The organism is Mesorhizobium metallidurans STM 2683, assembly GCF_000350085.1.
GTDB lineage: Bacteria > Pseudomonadota > Alphaproteobacteria > Rhizobiales > Rhizobiaceae > Mesorhizobium > Mesorhizobium metallidurans.
In genome coordinates this window covers 39,184-52,009 of sequence record NZ_CAUM01000146.1, presented here as the reverse complement: position 1 = coordinate 52,009, position 12,826 = coordinate 39,184, and the positions used below count along the sequence as shown (strand labels likewise).

Below are 12,826 nucleotides of genomic sequence, written 5' to 3'. Positions count from 1 at the left end.
AGTACTACGGTCAAACGGGCAATAAATCAACCGCTGCGCTGCCAGAAGACCGGAAACGGCCGATGCAAGGCGTATTCTAGCGTGTTGACAGTCCTGTGGTCCAACAATATGGTCGCCTCTCACACTTAGGAGGCCTTATGGAACAGTGCTGGCGCTGGTATGGACCGGACGACCCGGTGACACTCGATCATGTCAAACAGGCAGGTGCGACAGGCGTGGTCTCGGCGCTGCACAATATCTATGACGGACGCGCCTGGCCGCTCGAGAGCATTCTGGAGCGCAAGCGGATCATCGAGGCGGCTGGGCTGACCTGGTCGGTCGTCGAGAGCATTCCCGTCCACAATTCGATCAAGATCGGCTCGGCGGAAAGAGGCCGCTATGTCGGCTGGTACAAGGACACGATCCGCGCGCTTGCCAAGGCCGGCATCGCGACGATCTGCTATAATTTCATGCCCGTGGTCGACTGGACCCGCACGGATCTCGCTTACCGGCTGCCGACGACAGGTTATGCCTTGCGTTTCGATGCGATCGATTTCGCGGCCTATGATTTGTTCGTGCTGAAGCGCGGGAATGCCGAGGCCGGCTACAGTGCCGCTCGCATCGCCGAGGCGGAGTCGCGACTGAAGGAACTGAGCGCCGAGAAGATCGACCAGATCGAGCGCAACCTCATCGCTGGCCTGCCGGCGACCGAGCGCAGCTATAACCGCGACAGCTTTCGCGAGGCATTGGCGGAATACGATGCGATCGGGCCAAAGGAACTGCGCGACAACCTTGCCTGGTTCCTGCGCGAGATCATTCCGGTGGCCGAAGAGGAAGGGGTGCGCATGTGCATCCATCCCGACGACCCGCCCTTCTCGCTCTACGGCCTGCCACGCATCGTTTCGACCGCCGAGGATGCGCGCTTCATCCTCAACGCCGTCGACAGTCCGGCCAATGGCCTGACGTTCTGCACCGGCTCCTATGGCACGCGCGCCGACAACGACATTGTCGCCATGGTCAAGGAATTCGCCGGCCGCATCCATTTCGTCCATCTGCGCAACATCACCATCGAGGCGGACGGCTCGTTCTATGAAGCCGAGCATCTCGAGGGCGGCACCGACATGGCGCATGTCATCCTCGCCTTGATGCAGGAGGAAGCGCGCCGTCGCAAGGAGGGCCGCGCCGACTGGCAAATTCCCCTGCGTCCCGATCACGGCCATCTGCTCGCCGACGACATCGGCAAGACCAGGATCAATCCCGGCTACTCGCTGATCGGCCGGCTGAAGGGTCTCGCCGAACTGCGCGGCATCATGCGCGCCGTGGAGCGGTTCGGGCTCGCATGAGGATCGTCAGCAGGCGATTGGTTCGCCGTTTGCGTATGTAAAAACTATTTGTCTAGGTGAAAATACCTGCTACTACAGCGGGCCGGACACGCATTGCCCGGTTCCAGGGAGGAATTGCCTGAAATGACAAGACTGCGCGGTCTTGCGTGGGATCATCGACGTTGCTGGGGTCCGCTCGACGCCAGCGTCGGGCCGTATTGCGACGCCAATCCTGGCCTGGAAATCGAATGGGACCGCCGCAGTCTCTATGAATTCGGCGAGGGCGCGCTCGGCCCGGTGCTCGGCACGTACGATCTGGTCGTCTTTGACCATCCTTTTATCGGCGACATCGCACAGGGTGAGCTGATGGTGCCGTTCGATGCCTATTTGTCGGCGCAGCAAATCCGCTTCTTCGAGGATGATTCAGTCGGTGCGTCCTGGCACTCCTACGAGAAGAATGGGCGCCAGTGGGCATTGCCTATCGATGCTGCTTGCCAGGTCGCCTCCTATCGCCCGGATCTTCTCGAACGCTACGGATCGGTGCCGCGCACGCATGAGGATGTGGTCGAACTTGGCCGGCGTGCACGCGAGGACGGGAAATGGCTTGGCCTGCCGTTCGTGCCGACGGACGCCATGTGCATGCTTTTGACGCTAGGTCATCCGCAGGAAGATGGCGAACAATTCATCGCGAGGGAAATGGTCGAGCAAGCCATCGCGCAACTGCGCGAACTTGCGGCTTTATCGCATCCGAACTCATCGAAGTGGAATCCGATCCGCTGCTATGACCATATGATCGCACATGACGACGTGGTCTATGTGCCGTTCGCCTTCGGCTATGTGAACTACGCCGCGAAAACCGACAGGCCGTATCTGCGCTTCGCCGACGTGCCGACACCGCGCTCCGCCGGCGCTTTGCTCGGCGGCGCCGGCATCGGCGTCAGCGCTCGGTCGAAGCACAAGCAGGCGGCGATCGACTACGCGCTTTTCCTGTGCTCGCCCGAGTATCAGCGGGGCGACTATATGAGGGCGGGCGGACAGCCGGGATCGCTGGCAGCCTGGAAGGATGCCGGGGTCAACGGCCTTTCCGGGGATTTTTTCCGTTCGACGCTGCAGACGATCAGCTCCTCCTATCTGCGCCCGACGCATCCGGGTTTCACCGCCTTCTTCCGCGAATGCGCGCCGTATGCGGCCGCTGCCGTTGCCGGCGGCATCCCGGCAGCCGAACTCGCCGACCGTGTGAATCGTCTTTACCGGGAAACCAGGCAAGACCAAGCCCAGAGGAGCGTCGCGTGATGGCCGCCAGCGTTGCAGAGACGCTCGACGAAGCCGAAGGCGGCCGCAACGGCTATCGCGTGCCGGCTGTGGAGAAGGCGCTGGACGTTCTGGAGTTCATGGCTTCCAGCGCCGAAACGCTGACCCAGACCGAGATCGCGGCCGGCCTGGGACGCTCCATTCACGAAATCTACCGCATCCTGCTCTTACTGGAGAAGCGCAGCTACATCTTCCGCACGCAATCGGACCGCTTCCGGCTGTCGCTAAAACTGTTCGAACTGGCGCATATGCATCCACCGGTAAACCGGCTGGTCGAATGCGCGCTGCCGGTGATGCGCGAATTGACCGCCAATGCCGATCAAAGCTGCCACCTTGTGGTGCGCGAAGGACAGAATGCGCTGGTGGTGCTGCAGATCGATTCACCGCTGCCGATGCGCTACTCGGTGGCGCTGGGTTCGCATTTTCCGATCCTCGAAACCAGTTCCGGCGCGGTGTTGCTTGCCCATTCGAACCGGGCCGAGCGCGACCGCATCGTCGAGCGGATCGTGGTCGCGGGCGAAGGCCAGGGCACGCGGGCCGAAATCGAAGCACGGCTGAACGAGGTTGCAAGGCTCGGCTATGAGATGCGCGCCTCACTGGCCGTCGAGGCCTGCACCAACATATCGATGCCGGTGCGCGATCACACCGGCGCCGTCATCGCCGCGCTTACGGTGCCGCTGCTGCCGCAGAAGGCGGCGCGGTTCGACCGCGAAACTGTCTTCGAACTCGCCCGGGCTGCCGCCGAGAAGATATCGGCGGCGCTTGGCTGGGGCGAATCCACCCTCTCTTCACGTGCCGACCCGGAACGGCGGGATTACCCGTTCAGCGACTGACAAAAGCGATAAACCTGGGAGAAGAAACATGCAGTGGTCCAAGTCAATCCTGTTTGCGTCCGCGGCCGTGCTGGCCTTGAGTGCTGCGGCTGCGCATGCCGAGAACATGCCAAAGCGCATCGGCTACGTCACCAACTACGCCACCCATGAGTGGTACCAGAACGTCATTAAGGGCATGAAGGCTCACGGCAAGGAACTTGGCATCGAGGTCGAGGTACAGGACGCCAATCTCGACATCGCCAAGCAGGTCGCCGCGGCCGAAGACTTTATCGCCAAGGGCGTTGACGTGCTGATTATCACCCCGGTGAATGAAGAAGGTGTGGTGCCGCTGCTGCGTCAAGCCAAAGCTGCCAACGTCCCGGTGGTGCTTGAGGGCAACCCGGTCAAGGGCATGACCACGATGGTGGCGATCTGCGACTACGACACCGGCTATTTCTCCGGCGTCGAGGCTGGCAAATACGCCAAGGAAAAGCTCGGCGGCACCGCCAAGGTGATGAATGTCGGCCTGCCGCTGCTGTCGGCAACCGTGCTGCGCTCGCAGGGCTTCATGGACGGGCTGAAGACCATCATCCCCGAAGCGGTCATGGTCCATGACCTCGACGGTGGCGGCAACCCGGATCGCGCGCTGGAAGTATCTTCGGCGGCGCTCGCGAAGAACGCCGACATCAACATCATCTATGGCATCAATGATTCATCCTCTCTCGGCGGTCTGCAGGCCTGGAAAGCGGCAGGGAAGTCGCAGGATGGCCTGTTGACGGTCGGCACCGGCGGCGAGGGACTTGCCTTCATCAACGCGATGCAGAACGAGCCGTCCTACCGCATCGAGGCCGCGATGTTCCCGGAAAAGGAAGGCTTCACCGCCATCGACGCTGCGGTCAAGCTCTTCAACAACGAGGAAGTGCCGGAGCACATCGTCAGCCCGACCGCACCGATGAACGGTGAGGACTGGAAGAAATACTACGACTATGACGGCACCACCCGTACCATCAAATGGGATGCCGTCAACGCACTCAAGCCGCCGGCGAAATGCATGAAGACCTCCGCCGACCTGAAGAAGTAGGGGCTCGGATTGCCCTTCCCGCTCGGCGGGAAGGGCAGCGGGACGGATGCCGACAGCAAAACAGGTCAACTGCCCGGTTTAGGCGGCAGGTTTCCAAATGGCGACGGCACCAATGCCGCTCTGGAAATGAAAAGGAAATGAGCGAGCTTACACACGCCTCCGCGCCCAGACGTTCCATTGGCGGCCAGCTTCTGGGCAGCAGCCAGCTCGTGCTGGGGCTCATCCTGGCTGCGCTCTGCATCGCCATCTCGATCGCGGCGCCGCAGTTCTATTCCGAGGCCAATATCATCGCCATCCTGCGCCAATGCGCGCTGGTGCTGATCGTCGCCTCGGGCATGACCATGCTGATCATTACCGCCGAGGTCGATCTGTCGGTCGGTGCGTCGCTCGCCTTTGTCGGCTGCATCGGCATGGCCGTGCTCAATTCGACGCACAGCCTCGCGCTCGGCATGCTGGCGGCACTTGCCTTTTCCGGTGGGGTCGGCCTGTTCAATGGTTTGGTCGTCACCAGGTTGAGAGTAAACTCGCTGATCGCCACCATCGGCACGATGATGATGCTGCAGGGCGGTGTCTATTTGTTCACGCGCGAGGCGGTGCAGAACCACAATCGGCTGGTGAGCTTCACCGATCTCGGCGCCGGCTATGTCGGCGCGGTGCCGGTGCCCGTCATCCTGGCGGCGCTGATCTTTGTGATTGCCTATGTGACGCTGCGCTTCACCACGCTTGGCCGTTATCTCTATGCGGTCGGGGCCAACGAAAAAGCAGTGCGTCTGTCTGGCCTGCGCTCGGAGCGCCTCAAGCTGTTCGCCTTCGTCGTCACCGGCCTCTGCGTCGGCGTTGCCGGCATGATCCTGTCGTCGCTGATGAATGCAGGACAGCCGACCGCCGGCCGCGGCTTCGAACTGACGGTGATCGCCGCCGTCATCCTCGGCGGCACCAGCCTGCTCGGCGGCCGCGGCTCGCTGTTCGGCACGTTGCTTGGCGTGCTGGTGCTGAAGGTGATCGACAACGGCATCATCATTCTCGGCTGGAACCAGGATCTGCAGATGGTGGTGCCGGGCGTCGTCATCATCCTGGCAACCTATCTCGACATCATCCGGAACAAAGCCAATGTCCGTTGATTTCCTTCACCCCGGCGAAGGCGCGGCCATCGATAGAGATGTGCCGGCGCTGGAACTGCGCGGCATCGACAAGCGCTTTCCAGGCGTGGTGGCGCTGGACAATGTCGATTTCACCCTCGAAGGCGGCAAGATCCATGCCTTGATGGGCGAGAACGGCGCCGGCAAATCGACGCTTATCAAGATCATGGCCGGCGTCTACGGCAAGGATGCCGGCACCATCCGCATGCGCGGTCGCGAAGTCGACATCAAGTCGCCGCGCGACAGTCTGAAGGAGGGCATCAAGGTCGTGTTCCAGGAGATCGCATTGATCTCCGAATTCACGGTAGCCGAGAACATCTTCCTTGAAGGCTATCCGACCGGCAAGGGCGGCTCGATCGACTGGAAGAAAATCCGTGCCGATTCAGCCGCGCTTTTCAATCGCATCGGCTTCAACGTCGATCCGGCGGCACGGACGGGATCGCTCCCGGTCAGCCAGCAGCAGATGGTTGAGATCGCACGTGCGCTCGCCCACGAAGCCCGCGTCGTGGTGATGGACGAGCCGACGTCATCGCTGACGCCGAACGAGGTTTCTCTGTTGTTCACCGTCATCCGAAGGCTGGCCGCGCTCGGTATCGCGGTGGTCTATGTCAGCCACAAGCTCGACGAGGTCTTCGAGATCGCCGACACCGTGACGGTGCTGCGCGACGGGCGCCACATCTCGACCAGGCCGATCGGCGAGCACACCAACGATACGCTGATCCAGGACATGATCGGCCGGCGCATCGACAATCTGTTCCCCCGCAAGCGCGGCGCGCCGGGCAGCAAGGTCGCCCTGTTCGTGGAGAAGCTCAGCACGGCAAAGAAGCTGAACGACGTCTCCTTCGAGGCGCGTGCTGGCGAGGTTCTCGGCTTCTTCGGCTTGATGGGCGCCGGCCGTACCGAGCTTGCCAAGGCGATCGTCGGCTACGACCCGATCGCTTCGGGCACGATTACGGTCGACGGCAGCCGCTTGGTGCCGCACGACACGCGCACCGGCGTCGGGCTCGGCATCGGCCTGCTCACCGAGGACCGCAAGAGCGAAGGGCTGATGGGCGAACTGCCCGTCTACCAGAATGCCAGCCTCGCCTCGCTCGGCGCCTTCGCGCGAATGGGGTTCGTCGACAAGGCCAGGGAGCACCGGGCGGTGCAGGACTATGTCGACCGCTTCCGCATCAAGACCCCCAGCCTGTTCCAGCAGGTGAAGAACCTGTCGGGCGGCAATCAGCAGAAGGTGCTGATCGCGCGCTGGCTGATGCGGGGCCTGAAGGTGATCGTCGTCGACGAGCCGACCCGCGGCATCGATGTCGGCGCCAAGTCGGAGATCTTTGCGCTGATCGACCGGCTGGCCGGCGAGGGCCTGGCGGTCGTCATGATGACGTCCGAAATGCCGGAGCTGCTTGGTCTTGCCGACCGGATCGCGGTGATGTGCGAAGGCCGTCTGACCGCGATCATGTCGCGCGATGAAGCCACGCAGGAGAATATCCTCAATGCGGCGATCGGGTGAGCCATGACGCTTCGCGGCAGCATTCCTTGCGATCCGGGCCACCTGCTCGAAGGGAGCAAGCAATGAGCCTTGCAAGCACGGCTTCCCTCAAAGACCAGCCATCCATGCTGGCGCGGCTCTTCGCCCGGCAGGAACTGGCCTTGCTGGTATGCCTCATCCTGGTGCTGGCGTTCTTCTCCGTCACGGTCGAGAATTTCCTCTCCGTGCGCAACTTGACCAACGTGCTTGGCCAGGCGTCGTTGCCGCTGATCGCCGGCATTGGCTGTGCCGTCGTCTTCATTTCCGGTGAGGTCGACATTTCGATCGGCTCGCTGCTCGCGACCATTGCGCTGCCGCTGATCATCATCATGAACGACAGCAACTCGCTGCTGCTCGGCGTCGGTGGCGCGCTGCTGTTTGGGCTGATCATCGGCGTGGTGAACGGCTATCTCACCGCCTATGCCGGCATCAACTCGCTGATCGTGACGCTGGGCACGATGTTCATCATGCGCGGCGGCGTCTATCTCTACACCGGCCAGCGCGCCATCCCCGACGACGCCAGCCTCGACAGCTTCATCGCGCTGTCGGATGGCCGCCTGTTCAACGTCATCCCTTATTCGGCTGTCATCGCCATCGTTCTGCTCGCCGCCTTCGCCTACATGATGCAGCACCGGCCGTTCGGGCGGCAGATCTATGCCGTCGGCGGCAATCAGGAAGTGGCGCGGCTGGCGGGCTATGACGTGCGGCGCGTCAAGTTCATCTGCTTCATCATCAGCGCGCTGCTGGCGACGGTCGCCGGCATCATCCTGGCGGCGCGCGTCGGCTCGGCGCAACATACGGCAGGATTGAATTTCGAATTCCAGGTCGTCGCCGCGACGGTGCTCGGCGGCGTCAGCCTTGCCGGCGGCATCGGCAGCCTGAGCGGCATGGCGCTCGGCGTGCTGATCCTGCAATTCCTGTCCAATGGCCTGCGCGGTCTTGGCCTGCCGACCGAATGGCAACTGGTCATCACCGGCATGATCATCATCGCGGCTGTCGCCTTTGACGAAGCAAAGCGCCGGCGCGCGAATGGAGGCTGACATGGCTCGTCTCGAAGGAAAAACCGCTGTCATTACCGGCGCCGCCGACGGCATCGGCCACGCGATCGCCGAGGCGATGGCACGGGAAGGGGCGCATGTCTTCCTGGGCGACATCGCCGACAAGGCCGGTGAAGATTTCGCGGCCGCACTTCGCGCGGCCGGCCACGATGCTGACTATGTGCATTGCGACGTGGCGCAGGAAGCCGACATCGCCCGCCTCATAGACAGCGCTGTCAAGAAGACGCGGCGCCTCGACATCATGGTCAACAATGCCGCCATCGCCATTGGCGGCATGCCGGTGCATGAGATGACCGACGAGCAGTGGCACCGGCTGATCGCGGTCAACCTGACCAGCGTGTTTCGCGGCTGCAAATTTGCCCTGCCGTACATGATCGCGCAAAAGTCGGGCTCGATCATCAACATGGCCTCGGCGCAGGGTCATATCGGCCTCGATGGCTGGACGGCCTATGCCGGCGCCAAGGGCGCGGTGATGGCGATGACACGTCAGATGGCGGTCGAATTCGGCCCGATGAACATCCGTGTCAACTCGATCTCGCCGGGCACCATCAACACGCCGATGAACGACAAATTGATCAAGGAGATCGGCGGCAACCTCGCCAAGACCTGGGTCAAGATGCATCCGCTCGGCCGTATCGGCGAGCCTTCCGAGGTGGCCGAGGCCGCCGTCTATCTCGCCTCCGATGCCGCCGGATTCACCACCGGCACAGACCTGCGTGTCGACGGAGGTCTGACCGCGGCACCCCGCTACGTTCCTGAACTGCTGTGAAAACACGAAACGAGACATGAAATGAACAAGGCCCTCGAAGGCGTCCGCATCCTCGATTTCAGCCATCTGCTGCAGGGGCCGTTCGCCACCCAGTTGCTCGGCGACATGGGCGCCGACGTCATCAAGATCGAGCGCGCCGGCGCCGGCGACATGTTTCGCGGCATGACCTTCTTTGCCAAATGGGTAGGCGGCTCCGAGAGCCCGAATTTCCTCGCCTGGAACCGCAACAAGCGCTCGATCGCGCTCAACCTGAAGAGCCGCAAGGTGCATGCCATCATCATGGAGATGGCCAGGAGCGCCGACGTGGTGGTGCAGAATTTCCGCCCCGGCGTGTTGGCCAAGCTCGGCTATGGCTACGATGACTTTCGGGCAGTCAATCCGCGCGTCATCTATTGCTCGGGGTCCGGCTATGGCGAGGAAGGCCCCTATGTCGAGCGCCCCGGCCAGGACATGCTGATCCAGGGTCTTGCCGGGCTGATTGCCAACACCGGCCGCGGCGACCAGGCTCCGGTTCCCGCCGGCGCCGGTCTCGCCGACCAGATCGGCGCCATGAACATGGTCTACGGCATCCTGTCGGCGCTCTACTATCGCGAGAAGACCGGCAAGGGCCAGAAGATCGAGGTCAATTTGCTGGCCGGCCTGCTGGCGCATCTCAACCAGGAATATGTCGCCGTGCTCAATCTCGGCGAGGATTTCGTACGCCCGAATTCCGGCATCGGCCATCCCGGCATGCAGGCGCCGTTCGGCGTCTACGAGACGAAGGACGGCGGCTACGTGTCGATCGCCATGAGCCCGTTCAAGACGCTGTACGAGGTGCTGGAAGCGCCGCAGCTTGCCGTCTACGACGACCTGAAAACCCTGTTCGACAAGCGCGACGAGGTATTCGAGAAGGTCAATGCCGAGACCAGGAAATTCGCCACGCAGGATCTGTTGGCGCGGCTGCTGGCAGTCGACATCTGGTGCGCCGCGGTGAAGGATATTCGCCGCGCGGCTGAGGATCCGCAGGTCAGGCATATGGGGATGATCACCAGCTACGATCATCCGCGCGGTGGCAAGGTTCGGGTGGTCGCACCGGCGGTCAAGATGAGCGAGACGCCTGCGACCATCGACCGACCGGCCCCGCTGGTCGGCCAGCACGGTCGCGAGATCCTGGCCGAATTCGGCCTCTCCAAGGACGAGATTGCAGCATTGGAGGCATCCGGCGACATGACCGTGGACGCAGCCTGACGATGCCAGCCTACCGGACACTCACGATCGAAACGTCGGGCCGGGTCGCGGTCGTCACCTTCCGGCGCGCCGACCAGCTCAACGCCATGAACCGGCTGATGCAAGGCGAGATCACCGAGGCTTTCGAGGCACTGTCGGACGACGCAGGCGTCGGTGCGATCGTGGTGACCGGCGAGGGGCGCGGCTTCATGGCCGGCGCCGATATCAAGGAATACGCGGCGCAGACCGCTGCGGAGTTCGACGCCTTCCAGGCCGCGGGCACGCGCATGTACGCGGCGATCGAGAACAACCGCAAGCCGGTGATAGCGGCGGTCAACGGTTTCGCGTTGGGCGGCGGCATGGAACTGGTGCTGTGCTGCGATATCGTGATCGCCAACCAGTTCGCGAAACTCGGTCTGCCGGAGATCAAGCTCGGGCTGATCCCCGGCGGTGGCGGCACACAGCGAAGCGTCGCCAAGCTCGGCCGCAATCGCGCTAATTTCCTGCTGATGACCGGCGCCATTGTGCCGGCCTCCGAATTCATCGCTGCCGGCCTGGTCAACGAGGTTGTCGATGTCGACAGGCTGATGCCGCGCGCGCTGGAACTGGCCGGGATGATCGCCAGCGAACCCGCCGCCGCGATCGAAGGCCTGAAAGCGCTGACGGCGCACGCCGTGTCAGGCGATCTGGCCGATGGTCTCGCCACGGAACGCGACATTCTGGGCGACCTCTACCGCAGCGACATCGGCCAGCAGCGCGTCAAGGAGTTCGCCGACAGAAGCACGACAAAGGTGAAGAAGGCCGGGCTGTGAAGACCGGTGCTCGAGGCATCCGCGCTGTGACAGATCGAGCCGCAATGTCTCTGGTCAAGCCGAACCGGCCGCGCTTCACCGATGTCGAGGAACTGGCCGCGATGGTCGGCCACGGTGACTCGCTCGGCGTCGGCGGTCACCATTTTGCGCGGTTGCCGATCGCATTGCTGCGGGCGATCGCCGGGTCCGGCATCAAGGGTTTGCGTTACGTCTGCTGGGCCGGCGGGTTGCCGCTCGAACTGCTGCTCGAAGTGGATGCGGTGGCGGAGGTCGAGCTCTGCTTTTCCAGCCTGGATATTTTTGGCCTTCCCCCACGCTTCCGCGCAGCAGCCGAGACCAAGGCGGTGCCTGTTCGCGATTGGACAGCGCTTGCCATCATCCAGGCGCTGCGGGCGGCGCAGCAGAATCTGCCGTCGATGCCGTTCCAGCTTCCGGCGGGTTCGGACATGCTGGCGCGCGTGCCGGGTGCAAGCGCCGGGTCCGATCCCATTGCCGGGACTGATACGGGATTTATCCCGCCACTGCGGCTTGATACGTTTGTCGTCCACGCCCAGCGCGCGGACGAAAGCGGCAATGTGCAAATCATCGGGCCACGCGCGCTGGACTTCGCCATGGCGGGCGCGGCACGCAAGGTGCTGGTCACCGTCGAGGAAATCGTCCCGGTCGGGGCGCTGCGGCACGATGGGCGCCAGAGCATCCTCACCCGCAATCAGGTTTCGGCTATAGCGCTGGCGCCAGGCGGCGCTTACCCGGCCTCGTGCCTGCCATTTTATGTGACAGACTATCAGAGATTGTCGGCGGCATTCGCAACCAGGGAAACGCCTTTGGCGGACAATCTGCGCCTGCCATCCGAAGGCGTCCCGGAACTGCTTCAAAAAGCTGCGAAAGTTCGCGCGGAAACGGTCATCGCAATGCCCGCGCTCGCGCACAGCGAAAAGAACGCGTCCGTCGACGAGATCATCGCTGCCCGCATCGTCGCCGAACTCGACAATGAGAGCTTTGCCAGCGCAGGCGCGGTGTCGCCGCTGGCCAACGTCGCCTACCGGCTGGCCAAGGCGACGCACGCGCCGGACATGATCATCGCAACGATGAGCTGCGGCCATCTCGACATCGCGCCGAGTCCGATGATCCTGTCGCTGATCGAAAGTCTGGATTGCGAGACGGCGGTGGCGCATGCCGGCGGCGACGACACCTACTCGACCTATTACCAGGCAGGCGCGGTGACGCATGAGATTGTCGGTGCGGCGCAGGTCGACCGGCGCGGCCGCGTCAACACCATCGCGCTGCGCAAACCAGGCGGTGGCCTCATCCGCCTGCCCGGTCAGGGCGGCATGGCCGACGTCGCCAACATGCATCGCGACTATCTGCTCTACATTCCCCGTCATTCGGTCCAGTCGCTGGTGGATGAGGTCGAAATCGCCAGTTCCGCCCGTGGGCTGCTGACGAAGGCAGAACGCGAACCGATGGGCTATCGCACCGGCAAGGCGCTGGTCTTCACTGATCTATGCGTCTTTCAGCTCGATCAGACATCCAGGGAGTTGGCCGTCATCGAAACCATGCCCGGTGTCACGCACCAGCAGATCCGCGATGCCACCGGATTTGCAGTGACATTCGATGCCGATTGCCGGGAGATGGCACTTCCTTCCAAGAATACACTCGCTGTCTTGCGAGGCCGGATCGACCCGCTCGGTCTGCGTCGTCTGGAATTCGTCAGCGCGAAGGAGCGTGGCGCGCTCATCGCCGAGATCCTCGCCGCCGACCGCACTATGGTCGAGCGCTGCATCGCCGCGCAGAGATCGCCCGTCGCAAGTTGAG

11 protein-coding genes are annotated in these 12,826 nt (G+C 63.1%); all 11 read left to right on the top strand.

From position 1 onward, the window contains the following. Window positions 1–137 precede the first annotated feature (137 nt). A complete protein-coding gene (gene uxuA, locus MESS2_RS25280; protein WP_008877404.1) occupies window positions 138–1,322 on the top strand; it encodes a mannonate dehydratase in 1,185 nt (394 codons plus the stop codon). A 123-nt stretch (window positions 1,323–1,445) separates the two neighbouring features. Continuing rightward, complete coding sequence (locus MESS2_RS25275) at window positions 1,446–2,594, top strand: ABC transporter substrate-binding protein (RefSeq protein ID WP_008877403.1); 1,149 nt, start codon at window positions 1,446–1,448, stop codon at window positions 2,592–2,594. Further along, window positions 2,594–3,445 (top strand): IclR family transcriptional regulator, encoded by an 852-nt coding sequence (locus MESS2_RS25270; RefSeq protein ID WP_008877402.1) that lies wholly within the window; start codon window positions 2,594–2,596, stop codon window positions 3,443–3,445. Before MESS2_RS25275 ends, MESS2_RS25270 begins: the two co-directional genes overlap by 1 nt. 28 nt (window positions 3,446–3,473) lie before the next feature. Next, complete coding sequence (locus MESS2_RS25265) at window positions 3,474–4,505, top strand: sugar ABC transporter substrate-binding protein (RefSeq protein WP_008877401.1); 1,032 nt, start codon at window positions 3,474–3,476, stop codon at window positions 4,503–4,505. 137 nt (window positions 4,506–4,642) lie between these two features. Further along, window positions 4,643–5,626, top strand: a complete 984-nt coding sequence (locus MESS2_RS25260; RefSeq protein WP_008877400.1) for an ABC transporter permease — start codon at window positions 4,643–4,645, stop codon at window positions 5,624–5,626. Then, complete coding sequence (locus MESS2_RS25255; RefSeq protein WP_008877399.1) at window positions 5,616–7,148, top strand: sugar ABC transporter ATP-binding protein; 1,533 nt, start codon at window positions 5,616–5,618, stop codon at window positions 7,146–7,148. The genes MESS2_RS25260 and MESS2_RS25255 overlap by 11 nt, the downstream gene beginning before the upstream one ends. 62 nt (window positions 7,149–7,210) lie before the next feature. Then, on the top strand, window positions 7,211–8,206 hold the full coding sequence (locus MESS2_RS25250; protein ID WP_008877398.1) for an ABC transporter permease: 996 nt from the start codon (window positions 7,211–7,213) through the stop codon (window positions 8,204–8,206). 1 nt (window position 8,207) lies between these two features. Then, window positions 8,208–8,993: an SDR family NAD(P)-dependent oxidoreductase gene (locus MESS2_RS25245; RefSeq protein WP_008877397.1), complete on the top strand. Its 786-nt coding sequence runs from the start codon at window positions 8,208–8,210 to the stop codon at window positions 8,991–8,993. Between the two features lie 21 nt (window positions 8,994–9,014). Then, on the top strand, window positions 9,015–10,220 hold the full coding sequence (locus MESS2_RS25240; RefSeq protein WP_008877396.1) for a CaiB/BaiF CoA transferase family protein: 1,206 nt from the start codon (window positions 9,015–9,017) through the stop codon (window positions 10,218–10,220). A gap of 2 nt (window positions 10,221–10,222) precedes the next feature. Continuing rightward, window positions 10,223–11,011, top strand: a complete 789-nt coding sequence (locus tag MESS2_RS25235; RefSeq protein WP_008877395.1) for an enoyl-CoA hydratase/isomerase family protein — start codon at window positions 10,223–10,225, stop codon at window positions 11,009–11,011. A gap of 44 nt (window positions 11,012–11,055) precedes the next feature. Next, window positions 11,056–12,825: a CoA-transferase gene (locus MESS2_RS25230; RefSeq protein WP_008877394.1), complete on the top strand. Its 1,770-nt coding sequence runs from the start codon at window positions 11,056–11,058 to the stop codon at window positions 12,823–12,825. Window position 12,826: the final 1 nt, after the last annotated feature.

What these genes read in the sequence shown, in the direction of transcription:
- MESS2_RS25260 (WP_008877400.1), top strand. Translation starts at nt 4,643, where the DNA reads ATGAGCGAGCTTACACACGCCTCCGCGCCCAGACGTTCCATTGGCGGC.
- MESS2_RS25265 (WP_008877401.1), top strand. Translation starts at nt 3,474, where the DNA reads ATGCAGTGGTCCAAGTCAATCCTGTTTGCGTCCGCGGCCGTGCTGGCC.
- MESS2_RS25255 (WP_008877399.1), top strand. Translation starts at nt 5,616, where the DNA reads ATGTCCGTTGATTTCCTTCACCCCGGCGAAGGCGCGGCCATCGATAGA.
- MESS2_RS25275 (WP_008877403.1), top strand. Translation starts at nt 1,446, where the DNA reads ATGACAAGACTGCGCGGTCTTGCGTGGGATCATCGACGTTGCTGGGGT.
- uxuA (WP_008877404.1), top strand. Translation starts at nt 138, where the DNA reads ATGGAACAGTGCTGGCGCTGGTATGGACCGGACGACCCGGTGACACTC.
- MESS2_RS25235 (WP_008877395.1), top strand. Translation starts at nt 10,223, where the DNA reads ATGCCAGCCTACCGGACACTCACGATCGAAACGTCGGGCCGGGTCGCG.
- MESS2_RS25270 (WP_008877402.1), top strand. Translation starts at nt 2,594, where the DNA reads ATGGCCGCCAGCGTTGCAGAGACGCTCGACGAAGCCGAAGGCGGCCGC.
- MESS2_RS25230 (WP_008877394.1), top strand. Translation starts at nt 11,056, where the DNA reads ATGTCTCTGGTCAAGCCGAACCGGCCGCGCTTCACCGATGTCGAGGAA.
- MESS2_RS25245 (WP_008877397.1), top strand. Translation starts at nt 8,208, where the DNA reads ATGGCTCGTCTCGAAGGAAAAACCGCTGTCATTACCGGCGCCGCCGAC.
- MESS2_RS25240 (WP_008877396.1), top strand. Translation starts at nt 9,015, where the DNA reads ATGAACAAGGCCCTCGAAGGCGTCCGCATCCTCGATTTCAGCCATCTG.
- MESS2_RS25250 (WP_008877398.1), top strand. Translation starts at nt 7,211, where the DNA reads ATGAGCCTTGCAAGCACGGCTTCCCTCAAAGACCAGCCATCCATGCTG.